This is a genomic window from Kitasatospora gansuensis, assembly GCF_014203705.1.
Classification (GTDB): Bacteria; Actinomycetota; Actinomycetes; order Streptomycetales; family Streptomycetaceae; genus Kitasatospora; species Kitasatospora gansuensis.
Map to the genome: position 1 here is coordinate 4,311,559 of NZ_JACHJR010000001.1, position 14,568 is coordinate 4,326,126.

Here is a 14,568-nt window from a genome sequence, read left to right on the forward strand (position 1 = left end):
GTCAGGCTCCGATTCGCTCGGTCCAGGACTGCGGGACGACCACCGGCGAGGAGACCGTGGTCAGGGTGACGGGGGTACCGGCCTCGTCGGTGCCCAGCAGGGCGAGGCCGGGGACGTCGAAGGGCTTGGCGAGCAGGCCGAGGGCCAGCTCGATCGCGCCCTCGGCGCTCGGGAAGACCGCCCGGACCTCGCCGACCTGGCGGTCACCGGCGAGGATGGCGCTGCCGACGGCGGGCGCCGAGCCGGCCGGGGCGGTGAGGGTGATCAGGCCGCGCTCCGGGGCGGGCGCCTCGGCCAGCGCGGCGCTGCCGCGGAACTCGTCCTCGCGGTTCCAGCTGACCAGCCACTCGAGGTTGGCCTCACGGACCGTCAGACCGATGGTCTGGCCGGCCACCTGGGGGTGCCGGACCTCGGCCCGGGCCCGGCTCAGCGCGGGCTCGTCGACCGCGCCGCCGGCCAGCGCCTGGGCCTGGGTCAGCACGGTGCCCAGCGGGTCGGCGCCGACCGGGGCGAGCAGCAGGTAGCCGTACTCGCCGGTGGTGCCGATCCGGGTCAGGATGCCCGACTCGCCGTCGGCGCCCGGCAGATCGACGGCGGTGACGCCGTGCAGGACCAGGCTGGAGACCTCGAAGTCGACCAGGTTCTCGGCGATCTTCCAGGCCTTCGGGCCCTCGAAGGCGACTGCGGCCTGCTCGCCGGTGGCGTCGATCACCTGGACGTCGTCCAGGTCGGCGGCCGCCTCGCGGAGCAGCTCGGCCAGGTCGGTGCGGGACTGCGAGATCAGCCAGCTGGTGTCGTCCAGTTCGATGTGGATGACGGCGTCCCAGATGCCGCCCTGCTCGTCCAGGATCAGGGTGTCGCGGGCGGTGTCGGGCTCGACGTACTCGCTGTCCTTGGCCAGCACCCGGCCGAGGACGACGCCGCGCTCCAGGCCCGAGACGGCGACCAGGCCGGCCCCCGGGGTGTAGACGCCGACGGTGGTGCGGATGTGGTCGTAGTGCTGGGTGATACCGGCCATGACGATGAATCTCCTTGTGAGAAAGCTGAGTTGAGTGAAGTGGGGGTGGATCAGTGCTCGGTGGACAGCGCGCGGCTGTGCGGCTGCCGGGTCAGGTACCGCTCGGCGGCGTCCGCGTCGGCCAGCACCGAGACCGGCCAGTGGGCCGAGCCCGCCCGGCCGTGCGGGTGCCGGGCGACCAGGGCCAGCAGCGGCCCGGACGGGGTGGAGCGGACCAGGATCTGGGCGCTGCCCGGGTCCTGGGTGGCGGTGGCGAGCCAGCGGCCGTCGGGCAGCCGGACGGCCACCCGGTCGGTCCAGCGCTGCCAGGCGCCGGGCTTGTCCAGCGACCAGACCTCGCCGGGGCCGCCGGGCACCAGCAGCTCGGGCGCCTTCGGGCTCGTCGGGGTCAGCCAGACCACCAACTCGCCGTCCTGTGCCGCCGCTTGGGCCCGTACGGTGACCGTGATCCCGGTCGGGTGACCGGCCAGTGACCAGGACAGCTCCGGTGAGCCGAGCCCGCCGGCCGCCGGGTCGAAGTCCCAGTGGACCGGGTCCGCCTCGGAGCCCCAGCCCAGGCCGTGGTTCTCGTCCTCGCGGGTGCCCTGCCGGGTCACCCAGAGTCCGGAGCGCCACCGCGGGTTCCGGGCGAAGGCCCGGGCCCGGGGGAACGGGGTGCCCAGCACCGGCTTGCCCGCCGACTGCCAGGAGGCGATGCCCCCGGCGGCGGCGTCGAGCAGCACGGTGTGGTCGCCGGAGACCATCCGGTGCACCGGGCGGCGGGCCACCTCGCGGTCGTCCCAGGCGGCCTGTTCAACGGTCAGGTCCTCCTCCGCCTCGTGCAGCGGCCCGGACGGCCGGAGCGCGAGGCCCCGGTCGGGTGCGGGACCGGTCAGCGGGAGTACCTGCTGCGGCCGGTCCGCGTCGTGCAGTTCGACGTGGTACGCGTAGTCGGACGGGTGGTCCAGCGCGAGCAGCGAGTCGGTGACCAGTCCCGCCTCGGCGGGCTCCGACCAGTGCACCCGGGCGGACAGCCCGGTCCTGGGCTCCCACCAGGCGACCGCGCCGCCCGGCCGCAGCCGGGTCCTGGCGCCCTGGTAGTCGGCGGTGTTCGCCGGGTACAGGCCGCGGCCGGCCGGGCGGTAGCCCCGGTCGTCCAGCAGCAGGGCCGAGCGCAGCCCGTTCACCACCAGGGTCCGCAGCCGCTCGTACGGTGCCGGGCCGCCGGTCCACCAGACCCGCTGGTACAGCGCCCCGTCGACCAGCCGGCTCTCCCGGTGCAGGGTGCCGTCCGGCTGCCGCTCGCTGGCCAGCCACCCGTCGGGCAGCGGCTGGACGGTGATCCGGTGGCGCAGTGCCTGCCGCCAGCCGGTCAGGTAGGCCGGGCCGAAGACCGGCCAGGTCTCCTGGAGCACCGGGCCGACCCAGTCGTCGTGGAACACCCGGACCGCGCCGTCGGAGTGACGGACCGTCAGGTTCAGCCGTCCGGACCGGTGACTGAAGACCGGTTCGGCGGGCCCGGCCGGCCGGGGCGGCAGCACCGGGTCGGGCCCGGGTTCGGCGCCGACCTCGGTGTGCAGGATCTCGCCGGTGTCCGGGTCCAGGATCGCCCGGAAGGTCAGCTCGCCGAGCGAGAGCGCGGTCCGCAGCACGGTCCGGCCCTGGAGCAACTCGCTCTCCTTGCCCAGCTCCTGGCCCGCGATGCCGTCCGCCTGGTAGCGCCAGGCGGCCGTCATTGACAGGTCGGCGGGGATCAGGTGACCGTGCTCCTCGCGCAGCCGGGTGACGATCTTCGGCATCCAGCTGACCATCTCGATGTCGCCGTCCTCGTCCGCCTCGGCGGGGCCGACCACGACGCAGCCGAGCTGCCGGTAGAGCGGCAGGGCCAGCTGGTTGCTCGGGTTGACGGTCAGTCGGATCGCCTCGACGCCCTGGTCCCGTACGGTGCGGAAGGCCAGCGAGAACAGCTTCCCGGCCAGCATGCCGCCACGGATCCGGGGGGCGAGGTAGAACATCGACCCGATCACCTCGTTCTCGGGCACCACCCGCATCCCGCAGGCGCGGAACATCCCGAGCGTGCCGAGGACCTCGCCCGCCTCCTCCACCACCAGGAACAGCACCGTGCCCCGCTCGGCGAACTCGGCGAGCACCATCTCCGGCGTCAGCTCACGGTCGACCCAGGCCGGGACGTCGTGGTGCCGGTTGTACAACTCGGCTATCCCTGCCGCGTCCTGGGGGGTGTAAGGCCGGATCACCGCCTCACTGGAGGCCATTACCGCCTCCGCTGCTGCGCTCGGTCACGGTCAGCGAGCCCTTGGCGACCAACTCCCCGCCCACGCTTGCCTGGACGGTGACCGGCGTCAGGGTGCCGAAGGCGTTGCCGAGCTCGGCCCGCAGGACCAGCTGGTCACCCGGGACGACCAGCCGGCTGAACTTCATCTGCCGGATCGCGCCCAGGTAGCCCACCCGGCCCGCGGTGTCGACCTCGTCGCTGTCGGCCACCTCCTCCTTCCAGGCGGACGCGTAGACCACGGCGGTGAGTTGGGCCATCGCCTCGACGATCAGCACGCCGGGCATGATGGACTGGTCGGGGTAGTGGCCGGCAAAGAACGGCTCGGAGACGGTGACGTTCTTGATGCCGTAGCCGGACTTGCCGGGGATCACGTCGTACGCGCGGTCGACGAAGAGCATCGGCCAGCGGTGCGGCAGGAGTTCACGGATCTGGTTGGCGTCGAAGGTCAGCTTGCGGCCGTCGGCCGCCGAGAGTGCGGAGCTCATGCGAGGGCCTCCACCCGGGGGATCTCGCCGAGGGCGGTGACCACGAAGTCCACCAGCTTGTTGACCGAGCCGAAGGCGGAGCGGTCGTCGTCGGAGATGGTGACGCCGAGGTGCTCCTCGAACATGACCACGATCTCCAGGGTGTCCAGCGAGTCCAGCTCCAGACCGCGGCCGAACAGTGGCTGGTCGTCGCCGATCAGCTCGGGGCTGATCTCCAGGCCCAGGCTCTCCACCAGCAGGACCTTCACCCGGTGGTTGAGGGCGGCGCGGGCCTCGGCCTGGTCGAGCAGCTCGTCGTAGGACTGAGACATTTCGTTTCTCCTTGGGAAGGGGTGTGGGTGATGTGACGATGCGTCAGGTGGTCAGGCCGCCGTCGACGGTGAGCACCTTGCCGGTGATGTAGCTCGCGGCCGGCGAGGCGAGGTAGGTCACGGCCGAGGCCACTTCCTCGACGCTGCCGGTGCGCTTCATGGGGACCATGCCGACCAGCTGCTCGCGGGCCCGGGGCTCCATGCCCCGGAGCATGTCGGTCTCGGTGAAGCCGGGGGCGACCACGTTGACCCGGATCGAGCGCTCGGCCACCTCGCGGGCCAGGCCCTTGGCGAGGGCGATCATGCCGCCCTTGCTGGCGGTGTAGTTGAGCTGGCCGGGCTGGCCGACGATGCCGCTGGTCGAGCCGATCATGACGATCGAGCCGCCGGTGCGGTGCATCTGCTTGACCGACTCACGGCAGGTCAGGAAGGCGCCGGTGAGGTTGGTGGTGATGACCTTCTGCCACTTGTCGAGGCTCATCGTGGCGAGGAAGCCGTCCGCCGTGATGCCGCTGTTGACGACCACCACGTCGAGCTTCTTCCAGGTGCTCCTGACGGTCCGGAACATCTCCTTGACCTCGGCCTCGACGCCGACGTCGGCCTGCACGGTGAGCGCCTCCCGGCCGAGTGCGCGGATCTCCTCCGCGACCTCCTTGGCGGCGCTCTCCTGGGTGGCGTAGTGCACCACCACGTCGCAGCCGGCCCGGGCCAGGGCCAGGGCGCAGCCCCGGCCGATGCCCCGGGAGGCGCCGGTGACCAGGGCCACCGTGCCGGAGGCGAAGGTGCCGGGAGCCAGGTCGAGTGAGCGGGGTTCGGTGGACGTGGTCATCTGTCCTCTGCCTCCAGTCGGCGCACGAACGCCTCCAGCGATACGGGGGTGTTCACCAGGGTGAGTTGGGGTCGGTCGGGGAAGTGCTTGGCCAGTCCGACCAGCGCCTGGGCGGGTCCGAGCGCCACCAGCGGGGTGGGGTCGGGGCCGCCGAGCGCGGTCATCAGGTCCTGCCAGCGGACCGGCGCGCAGAGTGCGGCGGTGAGGTCCTTGGCCAGGTCGTCGGCATCGGTGCTGAACGAACCGGTGGCCACCAGGCCGACCGGTACGGTCGCGTCCACCAGCCGGGCGTCCCGGACGGCGTCCGCCCACCGGTCGGCTACCGGCTGCATCAGCCGGCTGTGGAAGGCGTGCGAGACGTCCAACAGCTTGGCCCGGGCGCCCAGTTCGGCGGCGAAGGCCCGTACGGTGGCCAGCTCGCCGGCCGCCACGAACTGCCGCGGGCTGTTGTCGGCGGCGACGTCCAGGCCGTGCCGCTCGACGGCGGCCAGCGCCTCGGTGCGGTCCTGGCCGGTCGCCACGACCGCGCACATCCCGCCCTCGCCGGGCGCTCCGGCCATCAACTCGCCGCGCAGCCTGATCAGTTCGACCGCCCGGCCGAACGGCAGACTGCCGGCGGCGACCAGCGCGGCGACCGCGCCGACACTGTGCCCGGCGGTCGCGGTGAGCCGGACGCCGCGCTCCTCGAGCACCCGCCAGGTCGCCACCGCCACGGTCAGCAGGGCGGGTTGGGCGTTCTGGGTCTGGGCGAGCACGGTGCCGGGCGCGTCCCAGCAGAGCTCCCGCAGGTCCAGGCCGACGGCCTCGGACGCTTCGTCGAAACAGGCGGCCGCGACCGGGAACGCGGTGGCCAGCGCCTTGCCCATGCCGGGCGTCTGGCTGCCCTGGCCGGGGAACAGGGCACGGACTGCCTTGCCGGTACTCATCGGGGAATGACCTCCTTCAGTCAGGGGTGGTTGGGGGCGCGGTGGGCTCAGCCCGCGACGGGGGCGGGCTGGTGCGCGGTCTCCTGCCAGAGCCCGGAGATGTCACCGAACTTCTCCAGCACCCAGCCGTCGTGGTAGATGGTGTCGAGGTAGCGGTCGCCGCCGTCGGGGTAGATCAGGACGCAGTTCGAACCGTCCGGGATCCGGTCCCGGTAGCCCAGGAAGGCCGCGGTGACCGCCCCGGAGGAGCCGCCGGCCAGGATGGCCTCGCGCTGCACGAGCTTCCGGCAGCCCACCACGCTGTCCAGGTCCGAGACATGGATCACCTCGTCGACCAGGCTGGTGTCGGTGAGCGGCGGGCGGATGCTCGCTCCGTGCCCGGGCAGCAGCCGGGGCGCGGGGGGCTGGTCGAAGATGACGCTGCCGATCGCGTCCACCCCGATGATCCGGGTGTTCAGCCGGTGCTCCCTGATGTACTCGGCGCAGCCCCGCATGGTGCCGAAGGTGCCGACCGAGGCGAACAGGTAGTCGATCCGGCCGTCCAGCGCGAGGTGGATCTCCCGCATGGTCTGCTGGTGCGCCCGGGGGTTGTTGGGGTTGGCGTACTGGTTCGGCCAGTAGGCGTGCGGGGTGGCCGCGACCAGCTCCCGGACCCGGCGCAGCCGGGCCGGCAGGTACTCGCCGCTGTCGGCGTCGGGTTCGGTGACCAGCTCGACCTCGGCCCGGTAGGCCCGGAGCAGTTCGAGGTTGCGGCTGGTGGTCTTGGCGTCGATCACACAGATGAACCGGAGACCGAAGTACCGGCAGATCTGGGCCAGTCCGACCCCGAGGTTGCCCGAGCTGGACTCGATGACCACCGAGCGCTCCGGGTCGAGCTCGCCGGCCTCGATCGCACCGAGCAGCATGGAGAGCGCGGTGCGGTCCTTGATGCTGCCGCCCGGGTTGAAGCGCTCCATCTTCACCAGCACCCTGGAGCGGAACTCCGGGGCGATCTGCTTCAGTTCGATCAGCGGTGTCCCGCCGATGATTCCCGGGAGACCCTGCAAGGCTCTGCGTACCATGAGTCCGGACCCTTTCTGTCGACCCGAATGCACTGGTGGAAGGTTTCGCACTGGTGGGCGGTTCGTTCTGAGGAGGACTCTCCGGGACGGCCCTATCAAGGCCCGATGAAGTCCCCATGCGGCGCACATAACCCCTGTTGAACCCCTGTTTCTTGCTGCGCCCCCGGGGGTTGGGCCGGCCGGAATACAGACTGGATATGGGCGGAGTACAGGGCCGGTGCAGGCGCACGCGCCAGAGTTCTCCCGACTGAACTCGTAGAGGGAGCTGGAGACATGGACACCGAAGCCGTGGACCTGGACGCCTGGCCGGCCCTGCTGTCGGGCGCGGGCGAGCGCACCGTCCGCGCGGCGCTCGCCCGGGGTCCCGAACGGGCGGGCCACGCGGGCGCGTTGGTCGCGGCCGCGCAGGCCGCCGCACTGCTCGGCAGCCGGGCCGCCCGGCTGCTGCCCGGCGAGGCGGCGGTGACGGCGGCGGTGGTGCACACCGTGACGCCGGTCCTGCTGGGCGACGGGGGTCGGGCGGTCGCGGGTACGCCGCTGATCGACCGGTTCCCGGTCCTGGTGCACGCGTTCGCCGCCGAGACGGCCGACACGGCCCGGCTGACGTCCGCCGCCCGGCTCGGCGCCCAGCTCCCCGAGCGAGCCGCGAACGGCCAAGCCCCGCGCGGCGGTTGCAGCATCGTCCAGGCGCTTCCCGGTGCCGTCCGCGAGCTGGCCGCACCCGCCCCGGTCGTCGACCGGGCCCGGGCCCTGCTGGCGGCGGGGGACGAACTGCACCGCCGGATGGCCGACGTGCGATCGGTCACCGACCCGGCCGCGCAGCCGCTCGCCCGGGCGTACGGCACGCTCTTCGCCGCCGCGGCCTGCCTGCACCTGTGGACCGCCAACTCGACTGCGGCCGCCGGGCATCCGCTCTGGGCCGAGGCCGGCTGGCTGGCCGGTGCCCTGGAGGCGCTGACCGCACTGCTCGGCGGGCAACTCGAGCTGCCCGAAACCTGGTTGGCCGGTCTCGGGCTGCCGCCGGTCGGGGCGGCCACCGCCCCGTTCGGTGCGCTGCTGCTGGCCGAGGCCGAGGCCGGCCGGCCGCTCACCCCGTTCGACCTGTAGTACCCACCCACCCCGACCGCAGCGCCAACCCCCGCCCAGGAGGACCGAGATGTCCGACCGCACCGCTGTCGCCACCGCACCGCAGACCACCGAGCAGATCCGCGGCTGGCTGCTCGACCGGGTCGCCCACTACCTCGGCCGGCCGAGCGCCGACCTGGCCGGCCACCTCCCGCTGAGCGGCTACGGCCGGGAGTCGGTCTACACCTTCGCCCTGTGCGCCGACATCGAGCGCGTCCTGCGCGTGCCCGTGCACCCCACCGTGATCTGGAACATCGACACGGTGGACGGCCTGGCCGCGTACCTGGGTTTCCGCTCGGCCCGGCGCTGAGCTCGCTTTTCTGTGATGACATACGGCCCGAGGGGCGGCCGGGGGCTTCCGCTCCCCGTCCGCCCCTCGGGCCGTACGCCGTTCCGGGTGGGTCAGCCCACCAGCTGATGCGGCATCAGGGTCCGCACCTCGCCGCTCAGGATCGCCTCGTACGTCCGGACCAGCAGTCGCCCGGGCTCCACCCCGAGCTCCTCGGCGAGGATCCGCCGCCCGTCCAGGTAGAGCGACATCGCCTCGGCCTGCCGTTCCGAGCGGTACAGCGCGGTCATCAGCAGGGCCCGGAACTGCTCGCGCATCGGGTGCTGCGAGACCAGCCGGGTGAGTTCCGGGATCAGCCCGCGGTGCCGGCCGAGGATCAGCTCCGCCTCGATCCAGCCCTCCAGCGCCTCCAGCCGGGTCTCCTCCAGCTGCGGCCGCTCGGTGTCGATCAGCTGGTCCGTGACGTCCGCCAGCGCCTCGCCCCGCCAGAGCGCGAGGGCGGCCCGCAGCTCCTCGGCCGCGCGCTCGTAGCTCTGCTCCCGCAGTGCGCGCAGGCCGTCGGCGGCCCGGTGCGCGAACTCCCGGTGGTCACAGGCGATCTGATCGGCCACCAGGCGGTAGCCGGAGCGGATTCTGATCAGCTGGGCGTCCGGCCCGAGTCGTCGCCGGATCCGCGAGGCGTAGGTGTGGATCTGCGCCCCGGCGGTGTTCGGCGGGTTCTCGTCCCAGAGCATCCGGCTCAGGTGCTCGTCGGACAGCACCCGCCCGCCCGCCAGGACCAGCGCGGCGAAGGTGGTGCGCTGCTTGGTGCCGCTGAGGGTGTCTTCCTGGCCGGCGGTCCAGACGTGAACCGGCCCGAGGATTCGGAACTCCATGGTGCCGCCTTCTCTCCTGTCGACGTCACGGGGTACGGCCCGGACGGGTGATGTGGGTGCTGCCGCGGCTTGATCCGCCGGCCATGGGAAGAGGCTAGAAAACCGCCTCATCGAGCGGTTATCGGCTCGATATCCCGGGTAACCGCGGTTGTCTGAACGCCTGTTGGGTGCGCTGCTGCCCGGCCAAAGCCCGAGAGCCCCGACGGGGGAGAGCTCCGGTCGGAAGCTCTCCCCCGTCGGGGCTCTCGGTGGCACCGGTCAGTGCCACTCCTCGGTGTTGCCGGTGGTGGTGGGCAGGGTGGTCGGCGTGGGGGCCGGGGCGTCCGCCGCGGTGATGTGCGAGGTGGCCGCCTGGGCGGGGCCGGCGAGCAGATCGGCGGCGACGCCGGCGCCGAGGGCGACGGTGGCGGCGGCCACGAGGAGGACGATCTGCTGCTTGAAGGTGCTACCGGTGAGGCGCATCTCAACCCATTTCCAGTCGGAGTAGCGGGCGTTCCCTGCTGACGTGGAAGACTCTAGGAAGCGGCGGCTTCGATCCTTTATCGGTTTCCTTTCGCCTCTGACCTGCGGTGATATCGGTTTCCGGCGGCTCAGCCGTAGCGGCGGAGATCGTGGAAGAAGTCCTCGACCACCGCCAGCTCCCCGGCGGCCAGCACCGAGTCGTACACGTGCTTGCCGACCGCGAGGTCGAGCACCCCGAGGCCGAACGGCGAGAACACCACCGGGCGGTCGGCGGGCAGCGTGAGCCGGCCGGTGAGGACGTCGTACAGCGTGCCGTCGACGAAGTCCCGGTTCCCCGTGCGCTGTTCGGCGAGGTGCAGCGAGGTGTCGGCCTTCAGGCAGTGCTCCACGTCGTCCACGATGTTGACGGCCCCGAGCACCACCTCGGGGGCCAGGTCGCGAAGCGAGACGTGCAGCACCAGCGGGTTGTGCGAGAACCACTCGGGGTCGTGCACATGGGGGGCGCCGGCCACGGTCGCGAAGACCACCAGGTCGCTGGTCCGGATCAGCTCCTCGGCGCTCTCGTGCACGGTGATCTCGCCGGTGCCACCGGCCTGTTGGAGATATCCGGCGAACCCGGCGGCGTGCTCGGCGGACAGGTCGTGCACCCCGGTGGAGTCGAACTCCCAGCCCGTACCGGCCAGATAGCTGTGCAGATAGCGGGCGATCAGCCCGACCCCGACGAAGCCGATCCGCCGCGGCCGGCCGACGCCGGGCCCGCGGGCCTCCGAGAGCCGGGCGGCCGCGAGCGCGGCGGAGGCCGCCGTCCGGGCCGCGCTGATGATCGAACTCTCCAAGCAGGCGAGCGGATAGCCGGTCTCGTGGTCGTTGAGGATCAGCACGGCGGAGGCCCGCGGCAGCCCGGCCGGCACGTTCTCCGGGAAGCTGGAGATCCACTTCAGCCCGTCCACCCGCACCGCACCGCCGATCGAGGCGGGCAGCGCGATGATCCGGGAGCTCGGGCGGTCCGGGAAGCGCAGGAAGTAGGACGGCGGGTTCACCGTCCCGCCCACGCCGTGGATCCGGTACGCCTCCTCCACGATCGAGACCACTTCCTGCTGCCTGCCGTCCAGAACCCGGTGGACCTGGGCTCCGGAGATGACGGCGAACGGCGGGACCGTACCTGTTCGGGACATGGGCAACTCCGCAACTGGGAAGGGCTGTTCGACGGAACGGGGGATCACGGACCCCTCGGGACATCGGCGACCCTAGGCAACCGGTCTACGGGAAAGCCATATTGCGACCGTGGGCCGGGCGCGGCCCACGGCTCACCGGGCGTAGTGCAGTGACTCCCCGCCCCCGCCGCCGCCCGACGGCGGTTCCAGCTCCGCCAGTTCGGCCAGCGCCTGTTCCGCCCGGAGCAGCGAGGGCGGCGAGTCGAGCCGCGCGAACAGGCTGCGGGCCTGCTCGAAACGCAGCCGGGCCTCGCCGTTTCGCTCCAGTTCCCGGTGCAGCCGCCCGAGCGCGAACAGGACCCGGCCCTCCGCCAGCGGACTGTCGATCCGGCGGACGGTCTCCAGCGCGGCCAGCAGATCGGCCTCGGCCTCGGCCGCCCGGCCGAGCCTGGTCCGGGTCTCGCCCAGCCCGAGCAGGGCGTAGACGCTGCCGAGCAGATCGCCCTTCAGTCGGACGATCCGGCCGACCTCCAGGAAGGACTGCTCGGCCGCCGCCAGCTCGCCCTGGAGCGTCTGACTGCGCGCCAGGCGGTAGAGGGACTGGGCGGCGCACCGGGTCTCGCCGGTCCGGCGGGAGACCAGCACCGACTCCTCACCGAGCCGGACGGCCTCCTCGGTCCGGCCGAGGTCGAGCGCGTTCTCGGCCAGATAGCCGAGCGCGTGTGCCTCCGAGGAGGCGTCCCCGACCTTCCGGAAGATCACCGCGGCGGCCCGGAGCCGCTCCGCGGAGCTCTCCAGATCGCCCTGCAGCCGCTCCATCACCGCGATGTGGCGCAGCGCCAGCGCCAGCCCGTGCTCCTCGCCCGCCTCGGCGAACAGTTCGAGCGCCGCGTGCAGGTACTCGCCAGCCTCGGCCAGCCGGACCCGGCGCAGCCGGGTGCCGCCCAGCTCGGTCAGCATGAAGGCGCTGCCGCGCAGGTTCCCGGCCGCCCGGGTGGCGGCCAGCGCCCGTTCGCAGCAGAGCTGCCAGTCGTCCACGTAGTTGCGGATGTCGAACAGCACCAGCAGCGACCCGGTGAGGTCCCAGGCCAGTTCGTCCATCCCGAGCCGGGCGGTCTGCTCGATCACGGCGATCAGCGAGAGCCGCTCGGCCTCGTACCACTCCAGCGGCGCGGCGATCAGCTCGGCCAGCAGACCGGCCTCGACCGGATAGCGTGGGACGCTGCCGTGGATGATCGAGAAGTCGCCGCCGTACTCCCGCCGGTGGGCCTGCTCGGCGATGGTCAGCCAGCCCCGGAAGGCCCGGTCGAGGGACTCCCGCAGCTCGTCCTCGCTCTCCTCCGCCCGGGCCCGCTCACGGGCGAACAGCCGCAGCAGGTTCTGGAACCGGTAGCGCAGCTGGCCGGTGGCGTCGACGCCGACCACCTCCAGCAGCTGGACGTCCACCAGATGCTCCATCAGCCGCTCGGCCTCGAACTGGTCGCTGTCCAGCAGCGCCGCGCCCACCCAGACGGTGAAGTCCGGCACGGGGAGCAGGGCGAGCCGCCGGTAGAGCTGGGCGGCGTCGTGCGAGAGATAGCGGTAGCTGAGCGCGAAACCGGCCCTGACCTGCGACTCGCCCTGGCTCAGCTCGTCCAGTCGGCGCTGCTCGTCGGCCAGCCGGCCGACCAGGTGACGGACCGTCCAGTGCGGCTTGGAGGCCAGCCGGGCCGCCGCGATCCGCAGCGCCAGCGGCAGCCGGTCGCAGAGCTCGCTGAGCCGGGCGGACTGCTCCGGGTCCGCCGCGATCCGCTCCGCCGGGACGATCCGGGAGAGCAGCTCTATCGCCTCGGGCTCGGGCAGCACCCCGAGCTGGATCCGGAGCGCGCCGTAACGGAGCATCAGCTGCTCCATCGGCCCCCGGCTGGTGACCACCACGCAGCACTGGCCGTTGCTCGGCAGCAGCGGTCTGATCTGGGCGATCGAGCGCACGTTGTCCAGCACCACCAGCAGCCGGCGGTCGGCCAGCATGCTGCGGTAGAGCGAGACCCGCTCGTTCAGCTCGGCGGGGATCTGCTCGCTCGGGACGCCGAGCGAGCGCAGGAAGCGGCTCAGCACGTCGGCCGCGGCGGTCGGCTCGTTCACCTCGTCGTGGCCGCACAGGTCGACGAAGAGCCGGCCGTCCGGGAACAGCCCGGCCACCTGGTGCGCCCAGTGCACCGCCAGACCGGTCTTGCCGACCCCGGCCACCCCGGTGACGAAGCCGATCGCGGGCGGCTGGCCCTCGGTCCGGTCGCCGAGCAGGGTGTCCAGGGCCGCGATCTCCTCGGCCCGGCCGGTGAAGGCGGGGATGTTGGGCGGCAGGTCGGAGGGGGTGATCCGGAGCTCGACCGGCCCGGCCGCGGGGCCGGGCGGCCCGGGCAGCTCGGGCAGGGCGGCGACGGCCAGCGTCAGCGCGGGGTCGTCACGCAGGATCGCGTCGTGCAACTCCTGCAGACCGGGCCCCGGTTCGATGCCCAGCTCCTCGATGAAGAGCTGCCGGCCCTCCCGGAAGGTCTCCATCGCCTCGGCCCGTCGGCCGGCCCGGTACTGGGCCAGCATCAGCGAGTGCCGGGTGCGCTCCCGCAACGGGTGCTCCCGGACCATCGGGACGAGCCGCCCGATCAGCTCCTGGTGGTTCCCGAGCGCCAGCTGGAGCACGACCATCTCGTCGTGGGTGACCAGCCGCCACTCCTCCAGCCGCTGGGCCTCCTCCTCGACCAGCCGCCCGGTCACCCCGGAGAGCACCGGCCCGCGCCAGAGCTGCAGCGCCTGCGCGTACAGCTCGGCGGCCCGGGCGTCCCCGGTGGGGGAGCGCTCCTCGGCGACCCGTTCCGCCTGCTGCACCAAATCGGTGAACTCCAGCAGATCCACCCGGTGCCCGGCCGGAATCAGCTGATAGCCGGGGTGCGCGGTTCTGATCAGATCATCACCGAAACCCTCGGCCTTGAAAGCCTTTCGCAGGGCGGCGATACAGATCGCGACCTGGGTCCGTGCGGTGGCCGGCGGCTCGCCGAGCCAGACCGCCTCGGTCATCGCGTCCACCGACACGATCCGCCCCGGGGCCAGCAGCAACATGGCCAGGATGGTGCGCTGACGTGCGCCGCCTACGACGATCCGGCGACCCCCGGTGGCCACCGAAAGTGGTCCGAGCACGCCGAACTCAAGCTGCCCGCTCAAGAAATCCCCCCGAATGCGACGTCCGTCCCCCTGAAGAACGTCTGTGCCGCTGCCGTGCAGCCGGGCAGCGACTTCGGGCCGCACAAGGGGCCGCCCGCAGTAGCGCAGCCTACCGGGGACGGTGGAATTTCCAACCCCGGTCGGAACAGCGGGAGGGTCAAATTTGGGCAAGAGCCGGCCGCCGGGTCGCCGGGCAAAGAGTTGCGGCGACGCCTGATCGAGCTGGGCGCCGCCGCTGGTACAGGTACCGGGTTACCAAGCATGCACCGTAATTGCCCATCAGGTGGGGATCTACTGCCCGTTCACCTGGTGCGGCGGCCCGACAGCGGGTCGGCTGCATGTGGGTGCTCAGTTATCTGTACTCGGTCCGTGGGGCCTGAACTGCGTTGTCGGTTTGACCTCTCAGGGTCCTGACCGGGTCTCGCGGGCCGTAAGTCCTTTCTACCTCGAAACGGGACAAAGGGGAACCCGAAACGAGAAGTCTTTCGGTGTTTGCGCACTGTGACGGGCCCTGGTGGAGGGGCCGCCCGGCCGTTCTGGCCGATTCGGGCAGCCCCGGCACT

13 protein-coding genes are annotated in these 14,568 nt (G+C 72.2%); 2 read left to right on the top strand and 11 right to left on the bottom strand.

What is annotated here, in order from left to right; translation table 11 throughout:
* Position 1: 1 nt before the first annotated feature.
* Genes F4556_RS19125 through sbnA form a run of 7 tightly spaced genes read right to left on the bottom strand, consistent with a single transcriptional unit; the run spans position 2 to position 6,902 of the window.
* Positions 2-1,018, bottom strand: a complete 1,017-nt coding sequence (locus tag F4556_RS19125) for an aminomethyl transferase family protein (RefSeq protein ID WP_184917572.1) — start codon at positions 1,016-1,018, stop codon at positions 2-4.
* 50 nt (positions 1,019-1,068) lie between these two features.
* On the bottom strand, positions 1,069-3,270 hold the full coding sequence (locus F4556_RS19130) for a GNAT family N-acetyltransferase (protein WP_184917575.1): 2,202 nt from the start codon (positions 3,268-3,270) through the stop codon (positions 1,069-1,071).
* Positions 3,257-3,775, bottom strand: a complete 519-nt coding sequence (fabZ, locus tag F4556_RS19135) for a 3-hydroxyacyl-ACP dehydratase FabZ (RefSeq protein ID WP_184917578.1) — start codon at positions 3,773-3,775, stop codon at positions 3,257-3,259. Before fabZ ends, F4556_RS19130 begins: the two co-directional genes overlap by 14 nt.
* Entirely contained in the window at positions 3,772-4,086 is a 315-nt protein-coding gene (locus F4556_RS19140; protein ID WP_184917581.1) for an acyl carrier protein, read from the bottom strand. The genes fabZ and F4556_RS19140 overlap by 4 nt, the downstream gene beginning before the upstream one ends.
* 43 nt (positions 4,087-4,129) lie before the next feature.
* Positions 4,130-4,915: a 3-oxoacyl-ACP reductase family protein gene (locus tag F4556_RS19145; protein WP_184917585.1), complete on the bottom strand. Its 786-nt coding sequence runs from the start codon at positions 4,913-4,915 to the stop codon at positions 4,130-4,132.
* Positions 4,912-5,841, bottom strand: coding sequence for an ACP S-malonyltransferase (locus tag F4556_RS19150; protein ID WP_184917588.1), 930 nt, complete (start codon positions 5,839-5,841; stop codon positions 4,912-4,914). The genes F4556_RS19145 and F4556_RS19150 overlap by 4 nt, the downstream gene beginning before the upstream one ends.
* A gap of 47 nt (positions 5,842-5,888) precedes the next feature.
* Positions 5,889-6,902, bottom strand: coding sequence for a 2,3-diaminopropionate biosynthesis protein SbnA (gene sbnA, locus F4556_RS19155; RefSeq protein ID WP_184917591.1), 1,014 nt, complete (start codon positions 6,900-6,902; stop codon positions 5,889-5,891).
* Between the two features lie 273 nt (positions 6,903-7,175).
* Here sbnA and F4556_RS19160 point away from each other — a divergent pair, with 273 nt between their 5' ends.
* Positions 7,176-8,009, top strand: coding sequence for a hypothetical protein (locus F4556_RS19160; RefSeq protein ID WP_184917594.1), 834 nt, complete (start codon positions 7,176-7,178; stop codon positions 8,007-8,009).
* 49 nt (positions 8,010-8,058) lie between these two features.
* Entirely contained in the window at positions 8,059-8,337 is a 279-nt protein-coding gene (locus tag F4556_RS19165) for an acyl carrier protein (RefSeq protein ID WP_184917597.1), read from the top strand.
* Between the two features lie 92 nt (positions 8,338-8,429).
* Here the strand turns inward: F4556_RS19165 and F4556_RS19170 are convergent, their stop codons facing one another.
* The 4 genes from F4556_RS19170 to F4556_RS19185 all read right to left on the bottom strand — a co-directional run bounded on the left by F4556_RS19170 (position 8,430) and on the right by F4556_RS19185 (position 14,005).
* Complete coding sequence (locus F4556_RS19170; RefSeq protein ID WP_184917600.1) at positions 8,430-9,191, bottom strand: AfsR/SARP family transcriptional regulator; 762 nt, start codon at positions 9,189-9,191, stop codon at positions 8,430-8,432.
* 258 nt (positions 9,192-9,449) lie between these two features.
* Positions 9,450-9,653 (bottom strand): hypothetical protein, encoded by a 204-nt coding sequence (locus tag F4556_RS19175; protein WP_184917603.1) that lies wholly within the window; start codon positions 9,651-9,653, stop codon positions 9,450-9,452.
* A 128-nt stretch (positions 9,654-9,781) separates the two neighbouring features.
* Positions 9,782-10,828 (bottom strand): 2,3-diaminopropionate biosynthesis protein SbnB, encoded by a 1,047-nt coding sequence (gene sbnB / locus F4556_RS19180; RefSeq protein ID WP_184917606.1) that lies wholly within the window; start codon positions 10,826-10,828, stop codon positions 9,782-9,784.
* 132 nt (positions 10,829-10,960) lie between these two features.
* A complete protein-coding gene (locus F4556_RS19185; RefSeq protein WP_184917609.1) occupies positions 10,961-14,005 on the bottom strand; it encodes an AfsR/SARP family transcriptional regulator in 3,045 nt (1,014 codons plus the stop codon).
* Between the last annotated feature and the right edge of the window lie 563 nt (positions 14,006-14,568).

What these genes read in the sequence shown, in the direction of transcription:
- sbnA (WP_184917591.1), bottom strand. Translation starts at nt 6,902, where the DNA reads ATGGTACGCAGAGCCTTGCAGGGTCTCCCGGGAATCATCGGCGGGACA.
- sbnB (WP_184917606.1), bottom strand. Translation starts at nt 10,828, where the DNA reads ATGTCCCGAACAGGTACGGTCCCGCCGTTCGCCGTCATCTCCGGAGCC.
- F4556_RS19130 (WP_184917575.1), bottom strand. Translation starts at nt 3,270, where the DNA reads ATGGCCTCCAGTGAGGCGGTGATCCGGCCTTACACCCCCCAGGACGCG.
- F4556_RS19150 (WP_184917588.1), bottom strand. Translation starts at nt 5,841, where the DNA reads ATGAGTACCGGCAAGGCAGTCCGTGCCCTGTTCCCCGGCCAGGGCAGC.
- F4556_RS19175 (WP_184917603.1), bottom strand. Translation starts at nt 9,653, where the DNA reads ATGCGCCTCACCGGTAGCACCTTCAAGCAGCAGATCGTCCTCCTCGTG.
- F4556_RS19165 (WP_184917597.1), top strand. Translation starts at nt 8,059, where the DNA reads ATGTCCGACCGCACCGCTGTCGCCACCGCACCGCAGACCACCGAGCAG.
- F4556_RS19145 (WP_184917585.1), bottom strand. Translation starts at nt 4,915, where the DNA reads ATGACCACGTCCACCGAACCCCGCTCACTCGACCTGGCTCCCGGCACC.
- fabZ (WP_184917578.1), bottom strand. Translation starts at nt 3,775, where the DNA reads ATGAGCTCCGCACTCTCGGCGGCCGACGGCCGCAAGCTGACCTTCGAC.
- F4556_RS19125 (WP_184917572.1), bottom strand. Translation starts at nt 1,018, where the DNA reads ATGGCCGGTATCACCCAGCACTACGACCACATCCGCACCACCGTCGGC.
- F4556_RS19170 (WP_184917600.1), bottom strand. Translation starts at nt 9,191, where the DNA reads ATGGAGTTCCGAATCCTCGGGCCGGTTCACGTCTGGACCGCCGGCCAG.
- F4556_RS19140 (WP_184917581.1), bottom strand. Translation starts at nt 4,086, where the DNA reads ATGTCTCAGTCCTACGACGAGCTGCTCGACCAGGCCGAGGCCCGCGCC.
- F4556_RS19160 (WP_184917594.1), top strand. Translation starts at nt 7,176, where the DNA reads ATGGACACCGAAGCCGTGGACCTGGACGCCTGGCCGGCCCTGCTGTCG.